We start from the raw sequence: 24,064 nt of genomic DNA, 5'->3' as shown, positions 1-24,064 counted from the left end.
GTTACGCAGGAGACGGCGCGGAACGGACCTCTCGTCTTTGCCCACTACCGTTCAGATGATCGACCTCCTTGGGCCGTCAACGCGAAGCAGAAAACGAATCCACCGAGTGGCGCGTATGCTCGTCCACCATCGACGCGATCTTGAACTTCCGGCCGTCGGTGGTGGAGTCGAATTGGAAGTCGATCGCCCACACGACTTTCGGAGCATCTGCCTCGGTGATCGGAGTGGTCGAAGCGCCGGCTCGTTTACGGATCTTGCGGGACCTTCACCCGCACTCCTTCCTCGCGCCAGAGGCGCTGAACCTTCTTCTTGTTGATCACCCAGCCCGCGGCACGCAAGTCCGCCCACGCCCGTGAAGAAACCTTTTCGTTGATTGGCTTTGGCCCAGTCTCGCAACCACTTCCGCAGATCGGAGTCCGGATCGTCCGGTTCCAGAAGCGCTACCTCGCCCGAGAAGCGTTCAGCACGCTCGGAGGGGATTACCAGGCTTGGACCACTTGACGTCTATAGGAGTGTCCTTCGCGATCTCCTTGAGTGCCGCCTTTTCGAGTTCGGCTTCGGCGAGGAGCTTCTTGAGAAGGGCGTTTTCGTTCTTGAGTTCCTTGAACTCTTTGGCGCCGTCGGCTTTCATTCCGCCGCAGAAGCTTTCGTCAGTTGTAGAGCGTCGGCACGGAGACGTCGAGTTGTCGGGCGATTTCCTCGATGTCGGTGCCTTTGGCGGCGAGTTCGTCGCCTTGGCGCAGTTTGCGAATGATCTGTTCGGGCGTGTGCCGTTTACGTCCAGCCATGAGATGAAGCCTTTCATGCCCCTCGATCAGGGCAGGAGAATTCTCATAACTTGCGGGTCACTTCATGGGGGTCATGCCGGTGTGCCGTCGACGACGATATCGACTATCTCGTTGTAAAACGAGACGTAATCGGTAATATTCGTGACCGACGCCAGCGGATTTGGATACGCCCAAACGACGTTCTCGAGAACGGTATCACCGTTCTCGTACGACCAGTACCGAGCATCGCCCTTGTACGGACACGTGGTCGACAGTGACGTCTCCCGCAGGTGTGTGAAGTCCACGTCTTCTCGGCGGATGTAGTACCGAACCGGCAGTCGGGTTTCGAACAGCAGGACCGGCACGCGGGTGTCTGACACCTTGGAGCCGCCGATGAAGACCTCGACGTGCCTAGTGCTCTGCAGCGAGTCGATGCGCTTGTAAGGATCGCGCGGGTGGCGGAAGATCTCCTCCGCCTCTTCGTACCAGTGCTCGACGCCCGGCTCGGCGCGCCGGAACCAGTCGATACCGACGTAGTCCTCGAGCCCGTCGACACCGTAGTCGAACGCAAGAGCTGGGTAGGTGACACCGTCGAGTTCAAGGTCATACCACGTGCGGACGCCGGCGTGGCGGCCGTGGTCGGGCGCCGGCGTCGGGGCCAGCAGTTCAGTGCGCACGTCGGCTCGCGGAAAGACGTATCCCGGCACAGCCTGATCTGGTTCCCAGACCAGCACGGGGGCTGTGCTGTCGACGATCATCTGCTCGCCGATCGTGCCGCGTACGTGTCGGTTACCTGGCTCGAACGTGAATGCTCCGGGTGGCACGGGATGCCGACGGGTGAGTGCTGTGGGAGTGTCCATCTCGGTCATGAATTTTCCTTTTCTCTGTGACTTCTGACTGGTTAACGGTCCGGCCGGATGAGATCGGCCCCGGCCTCGGCGGTGGGGTCAGAGGTGAAACTCGAGCGCTCACGCTCGACGAGAGTGCGGAACGGTCCCGCCGCTGCGGCCAGTTCGGCCGGAGCGCCGTCCTGGACGACGGCACCGTCGGCGATGACCATCGCCCGCTCCATCCGCATCGCGGTTTCCATCCGGTGCACCACGACCAGGACTGTGCAGTCCGGCCGCAGGTCGGCAAGCAGTTCGTCGACGGCGAGCGCTACGTCCTCGTCGACGTCCGCGGTGGCCTCGTCGAGGATCAGGACCGACGGGTCCAGAAGCAACGCGCGCCCGAGCGCGATCAGTTGCCGCTGCCCGGAGGACAGCCGCCGATTGTCGTGGCTGCCCAGACCCATTTTGCGCAGTCGGGCGAGCATGACGTGTACCTCAGCTTCGGATGCGCCGGTCACACTTAGGTTTTCGGCCGTGGAGCCCGAGAAGAAATGCCCTTCCTGCGCTACGGAAACGATTCGAGATCGCAGCTCACTCCGGGTGACCGACCGGAGGTCGACACCCCCGTAATACACCGAACCACGGCCGGGAACCAGCGTTCGTGAAAGTAGCCGTGCGACAGTGGTTTTACCCGCACCGCTCGCCCCCACCAAGGCTACTCGCGATCCGGGCGGCAGTCGCACCGTGAAGTCCTGCAGGAGGGCAGGGACGTCGATTCCGTAACCGAACCAAACCTGATCGAGTGCCAACTCACCGGTGCGTGGCATCGGCACCGGATTATTCGGCGGCGGTGGCTGCACCGGTTCCGCCTGCAACGCAGCTATCCGGCCCACGGCGCTGCGCGCTGCCTGCGCCTGAGCGAGCACGTGGGTGAGATTCTGTACGGGATCGAAGAAACTACCGACGTAGACGACAAACCCGACTATCGCCCCGGCACTGACCACGCCTCTGTCGAGCAAAAACGCGCCACCCAGGACGACGGGGAGATAGGCGAGAACTCCGAGTGCGTCGATCTCGGCGGAGTAGCGCGCTGCAAGGTGATAACTAGCCGACGCAGCACTCAACCGGCGGTCGTCGACGCTCTCGTACCGGGCGATCTGTTCGGCGTCACGTCCGAAGCGGCGCACGACGGCGATACCGCGAACCCCCTCGTTGAGTTCACCCGTCGCCGCTGCTGCGGCTTCCCGCAGTCCGTCGTTGCTCGAGCGGGCTTGCCGAAGGAATCTACGGGTGCGGATCAGCGCCAGTGGCATCACGCATCCCAGCACGATCAAGGCCAGCGGTGGCGACAGTACGAACAAGAACACGGTGGTCACGATCAGCACCAGGAGGTTCGACATCGCCGCCACCAGGTTACTTCGCAGGAAGATCGCGACTATTTCGACGTCACCGGTCAACCGGCTCAGTATCGAACCGTCCGAGGTTCGCTCGAAGTAGGTGGCGTCGAGGTCGAGCACCCGGCCGAACAGGCGTACGCGCAAACGGTACAACAGATCTTCGGTGATTCGCGAGCCCATCCGCAACTGCAGTCCGCTCAGACCCGCACCCGCCACATTGACGGCCAGATAGGCTGCAGCACAGACTATTGCGATCCATGCACCGTTCCCGCCGAGCGCATGATCCACCGCCCACGCGATCAACAACGGCCCCGATTGGACGCAGGCCGTGGTGATCACGCCGAGCGCGACGAGTACCGCAATCCTTCCTCGGTAACCGGTCGAGACATCGGCGAGCAATTCGCGGTCCGCGCCGATGCTGCGGCTCATCGCCTCACCCCGACTGCACTTTCGGTGATCTCGGACAGAGCACGGCCACTGAGCACCAACACACGATCGGCAGCGGCAACCAACGCCGGCTGCGAACTCACCAGAATCACCGTCTTCCGCCGCTTCAACTCCCGCAGCGACGTCGCAATCCGACCAGTCGTCTCGGTGTCCAGTGCCGACGTGACGTCGTCGAGCAACAACAATCCGGCGGGCGAGACGTACCCGCGGGCAAGCGCGGCTCGCTGGCGTTGGCCACCGGAGAGCCGCACGGCTCGCTCCCCTACCTCGGTGTCCCATTTCTCGGGAAGTCGGTCGACGACGTCACCCAGTGCGGCCAACTCGGCGGCCAACTCGACATCGTGATCGGTGGCGTTCGGGTGTGCCATCACCAGATTTGCGCGCAGTGACCTGGAAAAAAGGAACTCCTCGTCGGTGACGACTGCAACCAGTCGGTGACGGTGCTGTTGATCGACGCTGCGCAGATCAATCCCGTGAACGGTCACCGATCCTCTGTCCGGTACGACTTCGCCGGCGATCAGCCGCAGCAGTGTCGACTTTCCCGTGCCCGTCGCCCCAGTGATCACCACCGTCTCCCCCGGCTCTACGACGAGATCGACATTCTCGACGATCGACACTCCGTATCCGAAGGACAAGTCCTGCAATACAACTCGCACCGGTCCTGTCACAGTAGGTTCGGCCGTCGATGCGGACACCTGCGACGGACCCTCCAGGGCGGCAATTCTGGTAACGGCAATTGCCGCTCGGGAGGCCCCGGACACCGCATTCGCGGTCGATCTCAGCGGCCACACAGCCATGACCACGTACGCGTTGAACGCCGTGAAATCACCGACCGACATGTCCCCCGACCGGATGCGAGCCGTCCCGCACACGAGCACCAACACGATGCTCAACGTCGGCACGAACTCGATGATGGAGGTGTAGCGGGCGCGAATGCTTCCCACAGCCTGTGCGCTGACGCGTGAGCGCCCAAATAGGTCGGTCAGGGTGGTGAGGAACCGGTCCTCGAGCCCCAATCCCTTGACCGTCGGTGCACCTGTCACCACGTCGGCGGCGGCCCCCACGATGCCCACACTGTCCCGTCGCATCGCAACGTTCGCAGAATCGAGTGCCCGCAGAAATCGCAACGACAGGACTAGAACCAACGTCAACGGAACCACCGTGACCACGGTCAACGGAACGTCGATCCACAGGAGAGCACCGACGATCAGGGTCGTCCACACCAGGTTATTGAGCAGGACCTGCGCGATCACCGCGAACTGCTCGACGTACTCGGTGTCGTCGCCCACCGACGCCAGCACCTCTGCCGGAGGCGTTTCGTCGAAGAACCGGGCGTCGCGGGCATGGAGCGACGCGAACAGTCGCCGTCGCAGACTGCCACCGAGTCGCGCCGCCGTCGTGAACGTCAGATACCGCCGAATGCGCAGCGCAAATGCCTTGGCGAACGCCAGTGCGACGATCATGCCGACTAGCAACGCCGGGCCGACCGAATCGTGATCGTCGGCGATCAGGTAGTCGACGGCAGCGCCCGCTGCCAACGGGACACCCACCGCCGCAACGGACCACAGTATCCCGGTGACGAAAGCCCATGCCATACCGCGCCGTTCACGCCGTGGTGTCCGCATCCACAATTGCGACCACGGTCCCGAAGGCGTGGATCGTGCCACCGTTACCGCCTGTGGGAGTCGGCCGAGACCGGTGCGCGGTGCGGGGACGGAATGTCCGGCAATCCGAGATGATCACGCAAAGTGGCGCCGCTGTACTCGGTACGGTGCACGCCGCGATTCTGCAGAATCGGGACGACGTGGTCGACGAACAACTCGAGCGAATCCGGGACGGTGGTCGGTTGCAGGGTGAAGCCGTCACTGCCGCCCTCGAGCACCCATGACTCGATCAGATCGGCGAGTTGTTCGGGGGTGCCGGTGAATTCGAGCCCACCCGGCAACCCGGTCAGTACCGCTCCGAGTTCACCGAACGGCCGACCCGACGCGAGGGCTTCCGTGACGATGTATTGCGCGAACGGCGATCTCGCCGTTGCGGCAACCTCGGGGCTCAGCGGCAGGTTCGGATCGATGAGCGACTGGTCGAGCCCCGCATTGTGGGCGAGGTTGCGCCACCGCAGTTCGGGATCGGCTCGATCCTCGAGTTCGCGGCGCCTCTCGACGGCCTCCCGCTCGGTGCTGCCGAGCACGAATGCCAGACCGGGAAGAATACGCACACTGTTCTCGTCCCGGCCGTGTCGCCTCGACGCTGCCTGCAGTTTCGCGCGAAATGCCTGGCCCGCAGCGATGGTCGGTTGTGGTGTGAAGACCACATCAGCGACCTGTCCTGCCAGGTCGATACCGGCCGGGGACGAACCAGCCTGCGCGAGCACCGGATGGCCCTGTGGTGGACGCGGCACTGGAAGGGCACCCGCGACGTCGTAGAACTCACCGTGAAAATCTGCCGGATGGATTCGGTCCGGTTCGGCCCATAGGCCACTCGAGCGGTCTCCGACAATCGCGTCGTCCTCCCATCCGTCCCACAGACGGCGGACGACGTCGACGAATTCGGCGGCCCGTGCATACCGGTTGCCGTGTTCGGGATGCCCTTCCAGCCCGAAGTTCGCGGCGACAGCGGGATTTGAGGTGGTCACGATGTTCCAGCCGGCACGCCCACCTGTCGTGTGGTCGAGCGTGGCGAACCGCCTCGCCAATTCGTACGGCTCGTTGTACGTGGTCGATGCAGTACCGAACAGACCGATGTGGGATGTATCCGCCCCGAGAACAGCGAGCAGCGTGATCGGGTCCCAACGAATTTGAGGGAAATATCTGGCCCGGAATTTCGTCAGGTTCGGCACGTCGGCCAGAAACACCGAGTCGAGCACACCACGCTCGGCTGTTCGGGTGGCGCTACGGTAGTGCGCGATACCGCCGTCGGTGACCGTGTCGTAATCCTGTACAAGCCAACCGGATTCATGGTATCCACCGGTGGAGAGAAAGACGTTCAGATGGGCCTGGCGAGTCATGATACCTCTATCGGGGTAAGAGAATGGACGGGCGGATTCGATACTGGTCGCGCGATACCCAGATGGTCGCGCAGAGTTGTACCGCTGTATTCGGTTCGGTGTAGGCCGCGATTCTGCAGAATCGGGACGACGTGGTCGACGAACAGTTCAAGTGAATCGGGCAGCGTGCTCGGCTGCAATGTGAAGCCGTCGCTCGCGCCCTGGGTGAACCACGACTCGATCAGGTCGGCGAGTTGTTCCGGCGTCGCGGTGACGTCGAGACCACCCGGCAGGCTGGTCAGTTCGGCGGACAACCGGCGGAACGTCCAGCCGGTGTCGCGTGTGCGGCGAAGGAGGTCGTCGGTGCGACTGGTGCGTGCGATGAGCGCCGGATCGCGTTCGTCGAGTGGCGCGTTCGGGTCGAGTAGCTCGGGATCGATGCCCGCGTTGAACGCAAGGTTGCGCCAGCGGAACTCCGGGTCCACCGAATTCTCCAGCTGATCACGCTTGGTCTGCGCCTCGGCAGCCGTACTGCCGAGCACGAACGAAATTCCCGGCAGGACCGCCACGCTCTCGGGTGCACGGCCGTAACCGCGCGCGGCGTCTCGAACCGAATCACGGAATCTGCGGCCTGCTGCGATATCCGGCTGGGCAGTGAAGACCAGGTCGGCGATCCGTCCGGCCAGGTCGACTCCCGGACCCGACGATCCGGCCTGTGCCAGAACCGGGTGTCCCTGAGGTGAGCGTGGCAGCGGAAGTGCACCGTCGACGTCGTAGAAATCGCCGTGAAAATGTGCTTCCCGGATCCGGGAGATGTCTGCCCACACACCGCTGTCTGCATCCGCGACGACGGCGTCGTCGTCCCAGCCGTCCCACAACCGTCGGAGCAGGTCGACGAACTCCCCCGCCCGCGCATACCGGTCGCCGTGTTCCGGATGAGCGGCCGTACCGAAGTTGCGTGCCACCCCCGTCAGCCTGGTCGTCACGACGTTCCAGCCGGCACGACCACCCGAAAGGTGATCGACTGTCGCGAGACGACGCGCCAGATCGTAGGGTGCACTGTAGGTGGTGGACGCGGTGGCGACGAGTCCGATGCGCTCGGTGATCACCGACAACGCGGACACGAGCGCGATCGGATCGTGACGGACCTGCGGAAAGTACCGGGCGCGAAACGGTTCCAGCATTGGCGAGTCTGCGATGAACACCGCGTCGAGCAGCCCGCGTTCGGCGGTGCGAGCTGCCTGGAACACCGTTTCGTGGGCGTCTGCCGTGACCGGTGGTGGGCCGACTTTCCACGCCGACTCGTGATATCCCTGCGGTGCGAGGAAGGCCGTCAGTCGTAGCGGCGAGTTCGTTGCAGCACTCATACGGCCACCGCCGAGTTGTCTCGCGCCGCAGCGGACTGGCGGATGAGACGCAATGTCTCACTGCGCAACTCGACCTTCTCTGGTGTTGCGGCATATCCGCCGAGCGTGACGATACCGACGCCGAGGTCCTCGTATTCACGCGCTTCCCGTCGGACGTGATCGGGATCGACGGTGACCGGTTCCGGAGTGGTACCGAAGTAGGCTGCTTCGCGGGCGATCGGGGCCGTCGAGTAGCTCGTCGTGTAGGGCTGTGGGTTGATCCAGGATCTCAGTTCGAGTGCCATGCCATTCTTTCGGAATCGTTGGTGATCGGCCGAGTTGCCTCGGCAGGGTCGGGGAGTGCCCCGTACCGCGCGGCTTCGACCAGTACACGGGTGTACGGGTGTTGAGGGTTGGTGTAGATCTGATCGGCGGGGCCTTGCTCGAGAATCTCGCCGCCGCGCATCACGACGACCCGGTCAGCGAGGGCGCGCACAACGGCCAGATCGTGAGAGATGAAGAGGTAGGACACCCCGCTGGTCACCTGAAGTTCGCGTAGCAGCGCGAGAATTCGGGACTGGACCGACACGTCGAGCGCCGACACCGGTTCGTCACAGACCACCAGCGTCGATGGTCCGGCGAATGCGCGCGCGATGGCGACGCGTTGCTTCTGACCTCCGGACAGCTCACCAGGCAGACGATCGAGCAGTTCGGGTTCGAGACCGACCTTCTCGGCGAGTTCTTCAACTGTGAACTCGCCGCCGAGCAACTTCACGGCGCGCGCGAGAATCCGACGAGCCGAACGTCGTGGATTGAGCGTGGCGTCGGGACTCTGGAACACCATCTGCACAGGATGATGCTGCGACTTCGGTGCGTCGATCGCGATCACGCCCTCGTGCGTCGTCAATCCGGCTATTGCACGGCCGAGAGTCGTTTTCCCACTACCGGATTCACCGACCACTGCGACCACCTCACCCTGGCGGATCTCGAGGTCGATTCCTGCGACGGCCACTGTGGGACCGTATGTCTTCCGTATACCTTTCACCGACACCACGACCGGTGAGTCGTCGTGGACCAGCCATTGTGGTTTCGGGGTGTCGATGTCGGGAAGTGCGTCGACAAGGGTTCGGGTGTAGTCGTGCTGTGGACGGCTCAGCACATCGCGGGCCGCGCCTTCCTCCACCAGTACGCCGTTCTGGAGCACCCCGACCCGATCACAATGCGCGCTGACCAGGGGAAGGTTGTGGCTGATCAGCAGTACCGCCGCATCGAGTTCGGACCGCAAATCGTTCACGAGCACGAGGATCGACGCCTCCACCGAGGCGTCGAGTCCGGTAGTCGGCTCGTCGAGGATGAGCAGTTCGGGTTGCACCGCCAAGGCCATCGCGATGACTATCCGCTGCGCTTGACCGCCGGACAGCTGATGCGGGTACCGCCGCCCCAACTGATCGGGTGCAGGCAGCCCCACCCGGTCCAGCAGTTCGAGCACCTCGGTCGACCCGAGGGCCGGGATGGGCCCACCGCGGCCGACCGCGATGGCCTCGGCTACCTGCACTCCCACTCGCATTGTGGGGTTGAGTGCGCGTCCGGGTTCTTGGTAGACCGTCGAGACTCGCTGTGATCGCAACTGTCGCAACGGCTCGGGATCGAGTGTCAGGACGTCGGTGCCCGAAAGATCGATCTCTCCCGAGCGCACTACGGCGCTGTCTGCCAGGTAGCGAACCAGAGCCAATGCGGCGGTGGACTTTCCGGATCCGGATTCACCGACCAATCCGTACGCCTCGCCCCGGGCGATCGTGAAACTCAGATCGTCGACGGCGGTGCGTGTTCCGTGATTGGTGGTGTAGTCGACGGTCAGGGATCGGACATTCAGTGTCATCGGTCCAGAACCTCCTTGAGATTGTCGGCGATCAGATTGATGGCGACGACCAGCGAGATGATCGCGAGAGCCGGGAACGCAACACTCCACCAGGCGTTCTGGATGAAGATGCGATTCTGCGACACCACAAGACCCCAGTCTGGAGACGGCGGCTGAGCACCCAGATTGAGGAAGGACAATCCGGCCGAGACGAAGATCGCGTATCCGAGCCGGATAGTCCCCTCCACGACGAGGGCGGGCGTGACATTGGGAAGCAATTCACCGAACAGGATGCGCCTGGTCGATTCTCCTTGAGTGCGAGCAGCTTCGACATACTGCTTGCCCATCTCGACCAGAACGGCGGATCGAACGGTACGCGCGATGATCGGGGCGAAGAAGATCGCGATCGAGATGATCAGCGTCGTCGGTGAACGTCCGAACGCGGACGCCACCAGCAGCACCGCGACGATGCCCGGCAGTGCGTTGAAGATGTCGAACGAGCGCATCAAGAGGTCGTCGACTACGCCGCCGCGATGGTAGCCGGCAATCAGCCCGAGGACTGTGCCGGCGATCGCAGCCAGCAGCGTAGCGGTCGGGGCGACTTGCAGAATCGGACCGGCCCCCGCGAGTACACGGACCGCGACCGATCGGCCCAGGTCGTCGGTACCCAGCAGATGCCCGGAGCCCGGCGGCTGGTTGGACGCGCCCGCTTCACCGTACGCGTCGAGTCCGAACACCCACACCGCGACGGGTGCGGCGAACCAGAACAGCACCACTGCGGCGCTGACGGTGAACGTCGGTCGTCGAAGCAGCTTGCGCAACACCGCCGCTCCGACGGTCGGAGGGGACGACACTCTGTCCACGAGAGTCGGATCGAGAACGGTCATACGCGCTGCTCCTGACTGAGATCGATCCGCGGATCGAGAGCCATGTAAACGAGATCGGTCACCAACAACACCAACAGCGAGGCCAGAGCGGTGACCATGATCGCGCCCTCGAGCAGAATCAGATCCTTCTTCTGCGCTGCCTCTACGATGGTGAGCCCGATACCGGGATAACTGAACAGCGTCTCCACCACGGCACTTCCTCCGATCAGGTACGCGAATTGCCCACCGAGGACAGCCACCGACGGCACGAGTGAATTACGAGTGACGTGCGCCGAGACGATCCGACGCCGCGGCAGCCCTTTCAGGACGGCGGTTCGGTAGAACGGTGCACGCAGGGTCTCGATGGTGCCGGCGCGCACCATTCGAGCGACGTAACCCACCGTCGCCGCCGCCAGCGTCAACGCCGGCAGCGTCGTCACCGTGAGGCGCGCTGCTATCGAGGCGTCGTCCGGTATCGCGGAGTGAACGGGAAACCAGCGAAGGAAGACGGCGAACACCACCAGCAGCAGAGTGCCCACCGCGAACTCCGGCGTCGACGACAATGACACCAACGACATGGTCAGAGCCCGATCACTGCGTTTTCCCGCCCGGAACGCCTGCCACAGACCTACCGCTATTCCGATCAGCGCCGTCAACACGAAGGCATACACGCCGAGGAACACGGAGTTGAGGAGTCGTTCGATCACCAACTCCCGAACCGGCTCGCCGTACGCGAGACTGGTCCCCCAGTCGCCCGTCACGAATCCGCCGAGCCAGCCGAGGTAACGCTCGAGGATGGATCCGTCGAGTCCGTTGTCGGCGTTCCACTGCGCGACCTGCTCCGGAGTTGCGTACTGCCCGAGGGCTACCCGGCCGGGATCGCCCGGCACGATCTGCACGAGCCAGAACACCGCGGCCGAGACGATCAGGAGGACGATCGGCGCCTGCGCGAGGCGCCGAAGGACGATCCTTCCAACCGGCCGGTGTTGCCGCTTCACAGCTATGGAGCGGTCGGTCATGTCGATGCCAGTCACAAGGCAAACCCTCCACCCGGCTCTGATTCGGCCAGTTGCGGCAAACCGAGACTCCACTGCCGGACGTCGAGTTCGAGTCCGTCGGCTCGCCCCCGAGCGCCATGACCGGTCGGCTCCGGCCGATCTCCGTTCGGATGTGCTTGCACCGCAGAAGAATCGAATACGAACACCTCGACCAGCCGCGACGTCCGCAGCCAGCGGGCGAGCGCCACCGCCCGGACGTACGGTGCGTCGTCGACCAGGACCACCCGGGCACGCAGGACCGGGACGTACTCGTCGACGGCTTCGACCAACTGCCCGCCCGGAACGTGCCGGACTCCGCTGATCCCGGCGGGTAGTTCACCAGGGGCCAGTCGCGGATCGATCAGGTACGTAGTCCGCTCCGTCTCCGCGAGCAGATCGTCGACACCGGCGTGATCGATCCGCGCGATACCGGCGTCGTATCCCTCGACGCGAGGCAGAGAAGCCGGCAGCTCCCCGGTGTTCTCGACGGTTCGGCCACCGGGTTCGAGCGAGCGCCCGGTCGCCGTCCAGGCCGTGGTTCCCCCTTCGAGGAACACCACCGGATTGGGCAGACCCGCATCTCGAAGTGACTGTGTGCCGAAGATCGCTCGCGTCCGTCCGGCACACGTCACCACCACCTCACGATCGCCATCACCGAGGACAGAGGTGATTGCTGCGACGAGCTCGCCACCGGGCAGCCCGAGCGCACCGGGAATGCTGCCCTCCTCGTACTCGGCACCGGACCGCACGTCCACGATCACCGGTGGTCGTGGACCTTCGATCCGGATCGCCAGCTCGGCCACCGACACACTCGGCGTTCCGAAACGTTCGCGCGCCGACTCGGCCAGCGCCTTGCTCGGAACGCACAGGTTACGAAATGCTCTGTATCCGTGAGCAATCCACGCATCCGTCCCACCGTCAAGCACTCGAACGTCGCGATATCCCCACTCGATCCACAAGGCCGCTTCCCGCTGCACCACTGCGTCGTCGCCGACCAACACGACAGTGGTCTCGCGGCGTGGGACCAGCGCGGCCACCCGTCCCTCGCGGCCCTCGCCCCACGACGCGGGAAGGTACGCGGCGTGGTAGATGTGCGACTGCCGGAAGTCCTCGACCTCGCGAATGTCGATCAGCGCGAGTTCACCGACTCCGTTCAGGAGAGTGTGCAGCTGTGCTGCATTGATGGATCGATGGTTCATGAATTCGATTCCCGATCGTCAGTGTGAACGAAGGACTGTCAGTGTTCGATCCAGGCGCCGGTGTAGTCGACCATGCCCGGGGTGTAGTTGATGTGCACCTTGGGATCGAGGTAGCAACGGGTGTTCGGGAACGCCGAGATGATCACCGGAACGTCGGTCCACTGGATGGTCGCGATCTGGTCGACGATCTTGGACCGAACAGCCGTGTCCGCCGTGGCGTCGTACTCGTCGGAGAGTCGATCGATATCGGGATTGCTGTAATGCGATGCATTCCACTTCGCGCCGGTTCGGTAGAGGTAGTCGTTATAGGTCGACGGCACCGGACGCGCTGCCCAGTACGTGATGGTAGCTGGAGCCGACAGCCACGGCGCTGTGTCACCGTCCGCGAAGTACTCGCCACTCGACAGGATCTCGACCTCGACGTCGAAGTTGTCGAACTTGCGGAGTTGCTGCTGGATCAGCAAGGCATGAGCTTCTCCGGCCGAGCTGGTGGTGATAGTGAAGCTCACCTCGCGATCACCGAGCAATTCCTTGACCTTGTCGGCGTTGACCTGGCGCTGCTCCAGCCCCGTGGGGTTCACCGGATAGATCGGGCTGTAGACGGAATCGTTGCCCTTGGTGGCCTCACCCTCGTACAGTTTCTCGGAAATCGCGTCCCGATCCAGTGCCCACGCGATCGCCTGTCGCACCGTCACGTCGTCGAACGGTGCGCTATCCACTCGAAAAGCGAACGCCGAGAATCCCGGGTTGGGATCGCTGGTCACGGTGTACTTCGACTTGTCGAGGGCCGAGGTGAGGTTCGCAGCCACCGGCTCGCCGTACAGTCCGTCGATCTCGCCGCTCTGCAGAGCGAGCACCCGGGACTGCTGATCCTTGAAGAACTTGAACTCGAGGGTGTCGAGGTAGATCTGATCCGCATTCCAGTACGCCGGGTTCTTCTCGAACGTCACTCCCTGGCCCTGCTTGAACGACGCTACCTTGAACGGCCCCGTACCGATGTACGACTGCTTCCACGAACCCAATTCGTAGTTCGCCGGAAGTATCTGAGTATTGTTGCCGGCCAACAACAACGGGAAGTCCGCGAAAGGCTTGCTCAGGTCGAACTCGACACTCTCACCCTGAGCCGCCACCTTGTCGAGAATGCCCGCGAACGATCCCTTCGCAGGCGACGTGCTGGTGGGGCTGATGATTCGGTCGTAGGTGGCCACCACGTCCGCGGCAGACAGCACGGAACCGTCGTTGAACTTTACTCCCGGACGAATCTTGAACGTCCACTTCAGGCTGTCCGGAGTGGACGTCCACTCGGTCGCCAGCACGGGAGCTGCCCGGAACTTGGCGTCCACACGAACGAGTTTCTCGGCAACCGCATCCACCACTGCGGTCCCGCCGGGGCTCGCCACCACGACCGGATCGATCTCCCCACCCGGATCCACGATGCTGGACCGAAGCGTGCCACCGGCCTGCGGGCTGCCGTCACCGGACTTGGTGCCGGAGCTGTCGTCGAGCGAACTGGTGCACGCACTGAGCGCGAGAACACCGACAATGACGGCAGGAACGAAGGCACGGCGTATCGGCTTCAATTGCCCTGGAATGCTCGGTTTCATGGAGATGCTCCTTGCAGGAATAGGTTTCGGATGGGGTGACGATCAGTAGAGGGTGCGGCGGTTACCGAAGTAGTAGGCACCGCTGAGCAGCGCGTCACCGGACTGGTGGTATTTCCAGATCATCGTGTCGTGCAGGCTGTGCGTTCGGATGTCTCGCCAGAAGCGGTCGAGGCCTAACTCGGCGCGACTCGACGACGCTCCCGAGAGCGCAAACAGCTCCGACGCGATGTCCAGACCGATCTCGCTACCGAGTGCCTCGGTTTCGGCAGCGGCGATGGTTGCCGCCGAGATCGACGCCGGGCTCTGATCGACACCGGCGGCGTCCGCGAGATCGGCGGCCCGTGCCAGCCCGCTTTCGGCAACAGCCAGACGTGCGGCGAGACGGCCGTAGCGACGGACCACATGCGGATCCTCGACAACCGACTCGATCGCCAAGTCCTTCGACGGTCGCGCCTTGGTCAGCACGTAGTCACGAGTGGCGGCCAGCGCACCGGCCGCGAGCCCGATGTTCACGGCGCCGTGAACCAGATTGGCCTTCGCTCCGGTCAGGTGCGAGCCCTCACCGGCGCGCCACTGCGCGATGACGTGATGCTCGAAGACCCGGACCCCGGCGAAGGTGGCCGAGCCGCTCGCCGTCGTACGCTGACCGATTCCGGACCAGTCGTCGACGATGTCCACGCCGTCAGCGGTGCGACTGACCAGCGCCGACGCCCGGTTTCCTGCAGGATCACGGACACTGACCGGAATCCAGTCCGCACTGTACGAACCGGTGGTGTAGGCCTTGTCTCCATCGACTGTGAAACCACCGTCCGGCGAATGGATGAGCCTGGTCCGGATGTCGCCGGCAGCCTTGGTACCCAGCTCCGCATTGGCGTTCCCGAAGCGCGCACCGTTGAGTGCTTCACCGAAGAAGAACCGCTGCTGTTCGGGTGTGCCGGACAACGCGATCACCTCGAGCGCGCCGAAGTGCGGCTGCAGGATCTGCGCCACCGAACCGTCGGCAGTGGCGATGATCCGCACCACCTCGACGAGTGTTGCCGTCGAGGCTGCGAGTCCGCCGAACTGTGCGGGCACCGTCACTCCGAGCAATCCGGTGCGTGCGAGGTCTTTCAGTTCCGCTACCGGATGCCGCCGGTCATGGTCACGCTCGACGGCCGCCACTGCAAGGCGAGCGGCGAAACTTCTTGCGGCGGATACTGCTTCGTCGTGAGTTCGCAGAACGGGCACATCGGCGCTTGCGGACGTCATCTCCCCCTGTTCCGGGACGGCCGCGACATCGGGCTTCAACAGTCCCTGTCCCGCAATGGCTTCCGTCCACGCCACCGAGTGCCGCAGCGCCGCACGGCGCAGCGTCGCGGCCGCATCCCACAAGTCGTCGACCCGATCTACCTCGGCTCCGACCAGCTCCGGAAGCTCGGCATACACCGAGGTCACCACCTGCGATGCGGCGGAGTACAGCAAAGCCGCCGCCGCCGTACGGTCGGACTCGGGGCCTGCGACGGTGTCGAGCAACAACCGATCGGTGGCGTGCAACTCTGCGCGCAGACGACCGAAGCGCACGATGACGTACGGATCGTCGATCAAGCGCTCGTACGTCCGCCCGGACCACGGCTTGCCCTGCTCTCGCGTCACGACGGCGGCCGCGAAGACCACCCGCTCGGCAGCACCCAACAGGGCCGCCGACCACAGCACAGATTCGGCACTCGAGCCGGCTGTCGATCCGACAAGTAGATCACTCTGATCGACAGCGGTACCGGGGGTCGGCGCGTCCTCGCTGACGACCAGTGCAGTGGTTCGCGCCCCGGTGGGAGTGTCGACCGGTACCACCAGCCAAGTCGGCGCCCATCGGCTCCGCACCCGGGCCTCGGCGACGACGACGTCCTTACTCGGACCGGCAGCGCCGGCGGTGCGCACGGCAACGCCGACCACGAGGTCGTCGGCGGTGGCCTGCGCCACCCGCGACACCTGCTCCGCAGTTCCGAACCGATCGACGCGCACCAGCGCCTCGACCAGGTCTGCAACGTCTGCTGCCACGTCCAGTGACACCTGGGCGATGCGTCGGACGAGCTGGACTGCCGCCGCGAAATCCAACGGTGCGATGAATCCCAGAGTCGAGACGATGCCGGCGTCGCGCAGCTCGGTAGCGAATGCGGATTCCTGGGCGGGTGTCAGACGGAAACCCGTCGACTCCGCAATCCAGCGATCGAGGGTCGATTCGAGTGTGAAATTCTCACGATCAGTGTCGGGATTCCCGTCCACTGACGTGGACGTAGCGTCGATAGTGGTCACGATTCTCTCCTCGAACGTGGACTTCATGCGGATGATCCGCGGACAGGTCCGGTGAAATCTCTGCGGCAGTCAGAGTTCGGCCGCCAACTGGGCGACCACGATCAGAATAGGAAACGAGATCTGCTGCCAGCCATAGTTTTTGTCAGGCTGAGCTAATGGTATCGATGTGTCGATCTTCAAGATGTATTCGTAATACATTGCAGAACAGGCATTTACGTGATTTCTCAGCGCGTGACAGCACTCGGCGGTCGGACGTTTCAGTCTTGGAACACAAGACGGTCGGACGACTCTCGCTACCGAATCGGGCGAGCCGGAATCCATCCCAGATGGGGCGCGATGTCCTCGACGATCTCGTTGACGACGTCAACTCGGTGGGCATGGGTTGCAGTACCGAAGTGCACGGCCACCTGCAGATCCGTCACGTGGGCGAACGCCGAGAAGGACCTGATCGATTCGACGATGTCAGCGGCAGTCCCGTAGTGCACGTTCGCCCCCGCAGCTTTGTCGACGAGGGTGTTCGCTGCCGGTAGCCAGTCCTTGCCCCACGCGTAGGTCGCCTCCACTTCCTCGGCGATCTCGACAAGCGCCTGCTCACGAGAAGCCGCGGGATGAACATGTACGACCAATCCGACCCGTGGGGTCTGCCCCTCGGGCAACGACGCGTGATAAGCCCGTGCTGTGATCTCCGCCGCCACCGTCTGCGTCGATCCGATCAACACTCCGTTGCCGCGGCCGGCGCTGTCGTGACCGCTCTGCTCGGTCAGTGCCGCTTCCCAGATTCGGTCCACCAGCGTCGGAGCCGAAGGATTCAGACGCAGTTCCGGATCCCCGGGATCGAGTGGTCGGCCCGACAGCGCATCGACCAAGACTCCGAGAGATCGCAGGTAGCGGGCCTTTCTCTCGTCGCCTACTTCCGGACGTTGCACACCGAGAGCACGCGCAACCTGCGGCTGCCCACCGTTGGCAATACCGAGTTCGACACGCCCACCGGACAATGCATCCAGCACTGCTGCGTTCTCGGCGACACGGACCGGATTCTCCAAGGGCAGCGTCACCACCCCCGTTCCGAGTCGAATACCGGTGGTTCGCTGAGCCACCGCGGACAAGAACACGAACGGCGACGGAAGACCGCCGTCGAAACTGAAGCCCAGCCGCCTGCCCTGAAAGTGATACTGGCGCACCCACGCCGAGTCGAATCCCATCCGGTCCGCTTCCACGAACAATTCGACCATCTCACGGTAGACGACGGCTTGATCGCCGCGCTCGCGAAGGTCCGAATGCAATGCCAGACGAATTTCCGATCCTGTACCCATGCGCTTTCCTCCCAATTCGAGGGTTACACCAAAGCGCAAGAACGGTCCGAATGTCAACTTAGGCAAGCATTTTCACGGATCTGAAAAGTCAACGGTTGACGTGTGTCAGAGTTGAAACACAACAGGGCAACCCGCCGCCGCAACGTACCGGAACGTCAACTACCGCCGGGGCCGGTACGCAATCGAAACCCCACTCCACGCTCTGTGACAATTATCGAGCCTGCGGAGTCCCCCAGCTTGTGCCGCAGCCGGTGAATCAAGGAGTCGATCGACCTACTGGGACTTCCCTCCCAATCCCCCACTGCAACTTTCAATTCGTCCTTGGTCGCCACCCGCCCACTCGCACTGATCAATTCAGCGAGAACTATGTACTCCAAGCGGGTCAGTGAAACGACGCGGTCGTCGATCACCACTTGCTGCCTGACCAAGTCCACGACAAAACGTGGCGAGCCCGAAGCGACGAACAGCCCGGTCGGAGTGAATTGCGGAACGACGGGCAATCCGTTGGCCCGCCATTCGACAAAACCACCTATGACGTCGGTGGCCCGGTGGAGTCCGATCGACTGCAAACTCACTGCCGCAATGGACGACACCGAACCGTGCGGGCAGATAAGAACGACGCGGATGTCGTGGTCAGCCGCCAACGGAAGGCGAAAGTCACTCCGCGGATCGAGCCGCCATTCGAGTACGTTGCGTTCCAACACCAAGGAACCCGGGATATGTCCATCTGATCTGCGAAAATGCTCTTGCCTGATGTCGACAAGCAACGCACCGTCTCGCATTTCCTGGTGCGCTTGTTCGGGGGTGAGTCGGTCGAGTTGAGCGCGCGATCGCGCCGCAATGTCTTCAATCGTGGGAATCGGAGGCACCTGAAGGTGCTGCGGAGCCGGCATCGGCATTTCCTGGGCGGTATAGGTTCGACGGGCGGACAAGAGCTTTCAGGCTGGAACATCGCCGGGGATCCGCACACATCGTAGGCACGGCACGAAACCCGTCCACCCAGATCTCTACCGCGATCATAGGGCAATCGTATCGGCGCCACACAGTGCCCCGGTGCCGATTCACCTCACGGACAGAGCATCCGAACTGGCCGCAGCTATCACCAAGGCTTCGAATCTAGCTGAACCAAACCCATCGACCACCTATCGACCGAGAAATCCGCTGGTCTCCGGGCAGCATCCTTCGCGCCGATCTGACCGGGTCACCAAAATTCGTACCGAAGGACCCCGAAAATGCTCTCCAAAGCTCGGAGCAATCTCAATTTCGCAGCGATGGACCCGATATCACGCTCACGGACATCTCGACAATGTTCGCCGCACCGATTGACCCGCTATCTGGGTGCCGAGGACCGGAAGATGAACGGCGACTCCGAATTCGTCCTCTACAACCAAACCAAGTCCTGCCACGAATCCGCCCACCACGACGAAATCGTCACCGCACTAACACTCAGTTCAGCCAACCCACCGAGGCGAGACTAGCCACCCAGCTCGGCGGGCCGCGCGCGTGCCTCCGACCGCTGCTGATCTAGGCACGCGGCTCAGATGACCCGCCGGGTTCATGGCGGAGTCGCCCGGCGGGTCGTGTGTATCCGTGGCATGATCCCCATGAAGTGACCCGCAAGTTATGAGAATCCTTCTGCCCTGATCAAGGGGCATGAAAGGCTTCATCTCATGGCTGGACGTAAACGGCACACGCCCGAACAGATCATTCGCAAACTGCGCCAAGGCGACGAACTCGCCGCCAAAGGCACCGACATCGAGGAAATCGCCCGACAACTCGACGTCTCCGTGCCGACGCTCTACAACTGACGAAAGCTTCTGCGGCGGAATGAAAGCCGACGGCGCCAAAGAGTTCAAGGAACTCAAGAACGAAAACGCCCTTCTCAAGAAGCTCCTCGCCGAAGCCGAACTCGAAAAGGCGGCACTCAAGGAGATCGCGAAGGACACTCCTATAGACGTCAAGTGGTCCAAGCCTGGTAATCCCCTCCGAGCGTGCTGAACACTTTTCGGGCGAGGTAGCGCTTCTGGCATCGGACGATCCGGACTCCGATCTGCGGAAGTGGTTGCGAGACTGGGCCAAAGCCAATCAACGAAAAGGATTCTTCACGGGCGTGGGCGGACTTGCGTGCCGCGGGCTGGGTGATCAACAAGAAGAAGGTTCAGCGCCTCTGGCGCGAGGAAGGAGTGCGGGTGAAGGTCCGCAAGATCCGTAAACGAGCCGGCGCTTCGACCACTCCGATCACCGAGGCAGATGCTCCGAAAGTCGTGTGGGCGATCGACTTCCAATTCGACTCCACCACCGACGGCCGGAAGTTCAAGATCGCGTCGATGGTGGACGAGCATACGCGCCACTCGGTGCTCAACATCGTCGATAGATCCATCCCGGCAGAGGATCTCGTCGCCGCCTTGGAGAAGGCATTCGCACTCTGGGGCGGACCACCGCAGGTGTTGCGGTGCGACAACGGGCCGGAGTTCATCGCCGACGCGTTGCGGACGTTCTGCAAGGACCGACTGGGAATCGGATATGTTCCCCCGGGTCAGCCATGGAAGAACGGGTACATCGAATCCCTCAACAATCGTGTCCGTGACGAGTGCTTGAACATGAACGAATTCCACAGCCTCCTCGAAGCCCGGGTGGTCATCGAGGACTGGAAGGAGGACTACAACACCAGGCACCGTCATTGATCGCTGGCTTACCGAACTCCGAATGAGTACGCTGCCAGCTGTATTCACACGCTTTGATTCTCTGATAGCGAGTGGCTCACCAAACGGGGTCCGACCAGAACAATCAGTCCGGCGTGACGTGAACCTAGACTCCATTCGCATGTGATCACCAACCAAATTGTCCAATTATATTGCAGGACAGAATAAATCATCATCGTCGGTCAACGCATCGCCGCAATACGGACACGCATAATTTCGACAATCGTGGATGCACCGGCACACTTCCGGATACTTGTCGGCCGCCAACGCCGAAGGATAAATCTCTGGACGACGGCCGACCAAAGAATCCGCCAGGACAACCAGGGGCTATCCGGCCGCTGGACTTCGCGCCCGAATGTACGACCAAGCGCCGACCTGCCGACGCCCGTAAGCTTGCCCACCCTGCCAGTCGCCAGCGGCTAGAACGACTGTGACAACTACCTCCCGGTAACAACATTGTGAGCCTTGACACATCCGTAGCCCACTCAATACTGTTCAGCGGACGATAGTCGTCTCTAATTCTACCTACTTCCGATTTCCGACAAGAAGGACGCGAGAACTGATGCCTAGCAACCCAACCCGAAATGCATATACCTCCGAGGGGTGCCAGTGACCGAACCGAACGTTCAGTCGAAACTAGGGCCGTCCGCACGCCAAGTCGGAGGACTCGCAGCCGTCGGATTCCTCGCATTTTCCGAAGTCACCAGCGGAATGCTGCAGTCGTGGTATATACCGCTCATCCCGCAAATTGGGCAGAGGCTCGACGTCAACCCCGCACAACTCAACTGGGTATTGGCTTCATACCTACTCTCGACCGTAATCTGCGTACCCATACTGGCCAAACTGGGTGACCGATACGGCCACCGGCGCATGGTTCTATTCGTGCTTGGCACCGTGACCGTCGGAACGATCATTACAGCGGTAGCACCGTCGTTCGGAATCTTCTTGCTGGGCAGAATCATCCAGGGAACGCTCGGGGCTCTGCTTCCGCTCGAGTTCGCAATTCTCCGAGAACGAGCGGGCGCCAACTCGGGACGCGCAATCGGAATACTCGTAGGCTGCTTGGGCGCCGGAGGAGCCGCAGGAAACCTCTTGGTCGGAGTCCTCGGAGCTCATGCCGACCTGACCGTTGGCCTCCTCGTGCCTGCAGCACTCACACTGGCAAGCCTTGCGACCATTGCAATGTTCGTACCCGAAACCACCACTCGTGCAACAGGGTCCATCGACTGGACGGGCGCTGCACTGCTGGGCACCGGCCTCGCGGCCTTCCTCGTCGGGATAAGCAATGGAAGCAAGCTGGGGTGGGCTTCTCCGACAACCCTGATGGCAATTAGCGGCGGATTGGCATTACTTGTCGCCTTCGTTGTAATGGAGAAGAGAATCAGTAGCCCGTTGGTCGACTTGAACTTGTTGACGAAGGGAGGAGTTGGATTCCTTCTAGGATTGACAGCTTTATTCGGACTGCAGTTCTACGGAGCCGCAACTGTTTCTACACTGTATTTTGCATCCAAACCCGAGATCGTCGGGTACGGATTTGGGCTCGACGCAATGGGCATTGGGCTCGCGATGACCCCAGTACCCGTCGCCCTCATGATTTCGGCGTCCCTCGCCGACAGCCTCGCACAACGACTCGGGACTCGAACGGTGCTGCAGATGTCCGCCGTTCTGATTTCCATTTGGTTTGGTGGGTTGATCGTATTTCGACACAGTCTGACGGGTTTCATTTCGATGGGCGTGATCGGCGGTATCGGAATCGGATTGTTCGGTGCACTCCTTCCCGCCCTTGTCATTTCTCGCGCACGTCCGGAAGACTCCGGAATCGCGGGCGCTATATACAACACCTCTCGAACGGTGGCAGGGGCAACCGCTGGAGCGATGTGCGCTGCGATCATGTCCGGAATGGTGATCAGCGGATCTAAAATACCCACTGAGACTGCGTTCCTCACGATCTGGTCCGCCGGCATCGGAGTGAGCGTTCTCATCTTTGTGCTGGTCCCATTTCTCAAAAAACTGGGCGGAAAAGCCCACCAGCCCGAACCGACGGAGCAATTGATCGACATTCCGGCCCGAGAAGCATCTTAATACGACCAAGGAAGCCGGCTACACTTCGCTGCCGCATCGACTTTGGCCGGAAGCAACTTTGATGCCACAGAGAAGCCCGGGATGGCACGTGGCATGATGGGCTCATGTCACGTGCCATCCCGCAACCCTCTGGCCGTGGGCGACCAAGCGATCCGAACATAGAAGCACGTATTCTGTCCGCGACGCTGGAATTGTACGGGAATCTTGGGTGGGCAAGATTGAATCTCGACCTAATTGCGCGACACGCCAAGGTTGGAAAAGCAGCCCTGTATCGACGATGGCAAACAAAAGAACAGATAATGACGGCTGCGTTGCGATCCAGCAAAATTACCGTCGCTGACTTCGATACCGGAACCCTTCGTGGAGATCTGGTTTTTGTTGGCCAAGTAACGGTAGAAAGTCTGCTCGGCGAGCATGGCTCAGCACGAATGCGAGCCATGATTGATGCAAAGATATACCCAGAATTATTTGAGGGTGAAATAGCCGAATTTCGAAATGAACGCATCGTTGGTGGTCGTGAAATTGTCTTTCGCGCAATCGAACGCGGCGAGATCGCGAAAGGCACATCGCCAGCCTTGATACTTGATGCCGTGGCAGGAACAATTGAGCACCATTTTTTAATGACCCCGATGTCGAAACTCAAAGAATTCGAATCCGGCGCCGCTAAATACATCGAATCAGTGGTCGACCTGGTTCTCGGCGGCATCAAGTTCAACAGCAGTTCTTCTGAATCATAATCTCGAGTTGTAAAAAAACTCGACCGAACCGGGAGCTGACCATGTCAGCCCCGCTTGGTCCAATCTCCGGTTAGCGTTGAGATCCGATCGTCGCCGACCCGCATGGCCGGTACAAAGAATTGAGTATACTGTGGAAACACCAAAGCACAGAAACGTCACACCACTGAGATGGTCAGTGAAAGAGTCATTGCTGCAATACGTTCGAGCACTTGGCGAGATTACATATGTGTCTGCCGTAGTCGAGGAGAATGACGAACTGATCTGGCCATTCCTCGCAGATCGTCATGAACCCGATGGGACTCGGATCGCCCAGTACAGCGGCGAGATCCACCTCCGCGCGCACGACGGACTCCTGGATATCGTCATCGCCGATCCTGAGGTTCGTTTGGCCGAGTCGCAAGGGCAACTGAGTGTACGGACTGCCCTTGACGGGTCGGAACGCATCGTGATTGCGACCCTCGACAGCGTCGAGAGCTCGGAATCAGCCGTGCGCGCCCAGGTTCGGGTGACTGCCGCAGGCTCGATGGTCTTCGGCGCCAATTATCCTTCAGGAACAAAGCTTTCGCCGTTGACAATCGAAGTTGGCCCGCGCTGACAGAGCGCG

Annotated in this window: 20 protein-coding genes and 1 pseudogene; 4 read left to right on the top strand and 17 right to left on the bottom strand. The window is 62.1% G+C overall.

Going from position 1 to position 24,064, the window contains the following annotated elements; genetic code table 11:
- Positions 1-245: 245 nt before the first annotated feature.
- The 17 genes from ACFQ6Y_RS17795 to ACFQ6Y_RS17715 all read right to left on the bottom strand — a co-directional run bounded on the left by ACFQ6Y_RS17795 (position 246) and on the right by ACFQ6Y_RS17715 (position 18,832).
- Positions 246-374, bottom strand: a complete 129-nt coding sequence (locus ACFQ6Y_RS17795) for an IS3 family transposase (protein WP_378635701.1) — start codon at positions 372-374, stop codon at positions 246-248.
- A gap of 86 nt (positions 375-460) precedes the next feature.
- Positions 461-631: a hypothetical protein gene (locus tag ACFQ6Y_RS17790; RefSeq protein WP_378635328.1), complete on the bottom strand. Its 171-nt coding sequence runs from the start codon at positions 629-631 to the stop codon at positions 461-463.
- A 19-nt stretch (positions 632-650) separates the two neighbouring features.
- Positions 651-788: a transposase gene (locus tag ACFQ6Y_RS17785; RefSeq protein WP_378635324.1), complete on the bottom strand. Its 138-nt coding sequence runs from the start codon at positions 786-788 to the stop codon at positions 651-653.
- A gap of 71 nt (positions 789-859) precedes the next feature.
- A complete protein-coding gene (locus ACFQ6Y_RS17780) occupies positions 860-1,636 on the bottom strand; it encodes a DUF427 domain-containing protein (RefSeq protein ID WP_378635321.1) in 777 nt (258 codons plus the stop codon).
- Positions 1,637-1,668: 32 nt separating this feature from the next.
- Entirely contained in the window at positions 1,669-3,423 is a 1,755-nt protein-coding gene (locus tag ACFQ6Y_RS17775; RefSeq protein WP_378635317.1) for an ABC transporter ATP-binding protein, read from the bottom strand.
- Positions 3,420-5,108, bottom strand: coding sequence for an ABC transporter ATP-binding protein (locus ACFQ6Y_RS17770; RefSeq protein ID WP_378635311.1), 1,689 nt, complete (start codon positions 5,106-5,108; stop codon positions 3,420-3,422). Before ACFQ6Y_RS17770 ends, ACFQ6Y_RS17775 begins: the two co-directional genes overlap by 4 nt.
- Positions 5,109-5,110: 2 nt before the next feature.
- Complete coding sequence (locus ACFQ6Y_RS17765; RefSeq protein ID WP_378635307.1) at positions 5,111-6,448, bottom strand: NtaA/DmoA family FMN-dependent monooxygenase; 1,338 nt, start codon at positions 6,446-6,448, stop codon at positions 5,111-5,113.
- Positions 6,445-7,794, bottom strand: coding sequence for an NtaA/DmoA family FMN-dependent monooxygenase (locus tag ACFQ6Y_RS17760; protein ID WP_378635303.1), 1,350 nt, complete (start codon positions 7,792-7,794; stop codon positions 6,445-6,447). Before ACFQ6Y_RS17760 ends, ACFQ6Y_RS17765 begins: the two co-directional genes overlap by 4 nt.
- Positions 7,791-8,078, bottom strand: a complete 288-nt coding sequence (locus tag ACFQ6Y_RS17755; protein WP_378635298.1) for a hypothetical protein — start codon at positions 8,076-8,078, stop codon at positions 7,791-7,793. Before ACFQ6Y_RS17755 ends, ACFQ6Y_RS17760 begins: the two co-directional genes overlap by 4 nt.
- Entirely contained in the window at positions 8,063-9,652 is a 1,590-nt protein-coding gene (locus ACFQ6Y_RS17750) for an ATP-binding cassette domain-containing protein (RefSeq protein WP_378635295.1), read from the bottom strand. The genes ACFQ6Y_RS17755 and ACFQ6Y_RS17750 overlap by 16 nt, the downstream gene beginning before the upstream one ends.
- Positions 9,649-10,518: an ABC transporter permease gene (locus tag ACFQ6Y_RS17745; RefSeq protein WP_378635293.1), complete on the bottom strand. Its 870-nt coding sequence runs from the start codon at positions 10,516-10,518 to the stop codon at positions 9,649-9,651. The genes ACFQ6Y_RS17750 and ACFQ6Y_RS17745 overlap by 4 nt, the downstream gene beginning before the upstream one ends.
- Positions 10,515-11,531, bottom strand: coding sequence for an ABC transporter permease (locus tag ACFQ6Y_RS17740; protein ID WP_378635288.1), 1,017 nt, complete (start codon positions 11,529-11,531; stop codon positions 10,515-10,517). Before ACFQ6Y_RS17740 ends, ACFQ6Y_RS17745 begins: the two co-directional genes overlap by 4 nt.
- Positions 11,528-12,733: a rhodanese-like domain-containing protein gene (locus ACFQ6Y_RS17735; RefSeq protein ID WP_378635284.1), complete on the bottom strand. Its 1,206-nt coding sequence runs from the start codon at positions 12,731-12,733 to the stop codon at positions 11,528-11,530. Before ACFQ6Y_RS17735 ends, ACFQ6Y_RS17740 begins: the two co-directional genes overlap by 4 nt.
- Before the next feature lie 38 nt (positions 12,734-12,771).
- Positions 12,772-14,337 carry an ABC transporter substrate-binding protein gene (locus ACFQ6Y_RS17730; protein WP_378635280.1) on the bottom strand — a complete coding sequence of 522 codons (1,566 nt, stop codon included), beginning with the start codon at positions 14,335-14,337 and terminating at the stop codon, positions 12,772-12,774.
- Between the two features lie 42 nt (positions 14,338-14,379).
- Positions 14,380-16,626: an acyl-CoA dehydrogenase family protein gene (locus tag ACFQ6Y_RS17725; protein ID WP_378635275.1), complete on the bottom strand. Its 2,247-nt coding sequence runs from the start codon at positions 16,624-16,626 to the stop codon at positions 14,380-14,382.
- Positions 16,627-16,919: 293 nt separating this feature from the next.
- On the bottom strand, positions 16,920-17,939 hold the full coding sequence (locus ACFQ6Y_RS17720; RefSeq protein WP_378635270.1) for an LLM class flavin-dependent oxidoreductase: 1,020 nt from the start codon (positions 17,937-17,939) through the stop codon (positions 16,920-16,922).
- Positions 17,940-18,094: 155 nt separating this feature from the next.
- On the bottom strand, positions 18,095-18,832 hold the full coding sequence (locus tag ACFQ6Y_RS17715) for a winged helix-turn-helix domain-containing protein (protein WP_378635265.1): 738 nt from the start codon (positions 18,830-18,832) through the stop codon (positions 18,095-18,097).
- 777 nt (positions 18,833-19,609) lie between these two features.
- On the opposite strand from ACFQ6Y_RS17715, the pseudogene ACFQ6Y_RS17710 reads away from it, so the two are divergent.
- The 4 genes and pseudogenes from ACFQ6Y_RS17710 (at position 19,610) to ACFQ6Y_RS17695 (ending at position 24,055) form a co-directional block, all read left to right on the top strand.
- Positions 19,610-20,623, top strand: a pseudogene (locus ACFQ6Y_RS17710) (IS3 family transposase).
- Between the two features lie 627 nt (positions 20,624-21,250).
- Positions 21,251-22,723, top strand: coding sequence for an MFS transporter (locus ACFQ6Y_RS17705; protein ID WP_378635260.1), 1,473 nt, complete (start codon positions 21,251-21,253; stop codon positions 22,721-22,723).
- A 104-nt stretch (positions 22,724-22,827) separates the two neighbouring features.
- Positions 22,828-23,460, top strand: coding sequence for a TetR/AcrR family transcriptional regulator (locus ACFQ6Y_RS17700; protein ID WP_378635255.1), 633 nt, complete (start codon positions 22,828-22,830; stop codon positions 23,458-23,460).
- 130 nt (positions 23,461-23,590) lie between these two features.
- Entirely contained in the window at positions 23,591-24,055 is a 465-nt protein-coding gene (locus ACFQ6Y_RS17695; RefSeq protein WP_378635697.1) for an HtaA domain-containing protein, read from the top strand.
- Positions 24,056-24,064 lie beyond the last annotated feature (9 nt).

The organism is Rhodococcus sp. NPDC056516 (assembly GCF_042794655.1).
Lineage (GTDB): Bacteria > Actinomycetota > Actinomycetes > Mycobacteriales > Mycobacteriaceae > Rhodococcus_F.
Note: the sequence above shows the minus strand (reverse complement) of the source record. Positions and strands in the feature narration are given on the sequence as shown.

What these genes read in the sequence shown, in the direction of transcription:
- ACFQ6Y_RS17715 (WP_378635265.1), bottom strand. Translation starts at nt 18,832, where the DNA reads ATGCCGGCTCCGCAGCACCTTCAGGTGCCTCCGATTCCCACGATTGAA.
- ACFQ6Y_RS17760 (WP_378635303.1), bottom strand. Translation starts at nt 7,794, where the DNA reads ATGAGTGCTGCAACGAACTCGCCGCTACGACTGACGGCCTTCCTCGCA.
- ACFQ6Y_RS17755 (WP_378635298.1), bottom strand. Translation starts at nt 8,078, where the DNA reads ATGGCACTCGAACTGAGATCCTGGATCAACCCACAGCCCTACACGACG.
- ACFQ6Y_RS17785 (WP_378635324.1), bottom strand. Translation starts at nt 788, where the DNA reads ATGGCTGGACGTAAACGGCACACGCCCGAACAGATCATTCGCAAACTG.
- ACFQ6Y_RS17780 (WP_378635321.1), bottom strand. Translation starts at nt 1,636, where the DNA reads ATGACCGAGATGGACACTCCCACAGCACTCACCCGTCGGCATCCCGTG.
- ACFQ6Y_RS17700 (WP_378635255.1), top strand. Translation starts at nt 22,828, where the DNA reads ATGTCACGTGCCATCCCGCAACCCTCTGGCCGTGGGCGACCAAGCGAT.
- ACFQ6Y_RS17720 (WP_378635270.1), bottom strand. Translation starts at nt 17,939, where the DNA reads ATGGGTACAGGATCGGAAATTCGTCTGGCATTGCATTCGGACCTTCGC.
- ACFQ6Y_RS17775 (WP_378635317.1), bottom strand. Translation starts at nt 3,423, where the DNA reads ATGAGCCGCAGCATCGGCGCGGACCGCGAATTGCTCGCCGATGTCTCG.
- ACFQ6Y_RS17735 (WP_378635284.1), bottom strand. Translation starts at nt 12,733, where the DNA reads ATGAACCATCGATCCATCAATGCAGCACAGCTGCACACTCTCCTGAAC.
- ACFQ6Y_RS17745 (WP_378635293.1), bottom strand. Translation starts at nt 10,518, where the DNA reads ATGACCGTTCTCGATCCGACTCTCGTGGACAGAGTGTCGTCCCCTCCG.
- ACFQ6Y_RS17750 (WP_378635295.1), bottom strand. Translation starts at nt 9,652, where the DNA reads ATGACACTGAATGTCCGATCCCTGACCGTCGACTACACCACCAATCAC.
- ACFQ6Y_RS17730 (WP_378635280.1), bottom strand. Translation starts at nt 14,337, where the DNA reads ATGAAACCGAGCATTCCAGGGCAATTGAAGCCGATACGCCGTGCCTTC.
- ACFQ6Y_RS17790 (WP_378635328.1), bottom strand. Translation starts at nt 631, where the DNA reads ATGAAAGCCGACGGCGCCAAAGAGTTCAAGGAACTCAAGAACGAAAAC.
- ACFQ6Y_RS17765 (WP_378635307.1), bottom strand. Translation starts at nt 6,448, where the DNA reads ATGACTCGCCAGGCCCATCTGAACGTCTTTCTCTCCACCGGTGGATAC.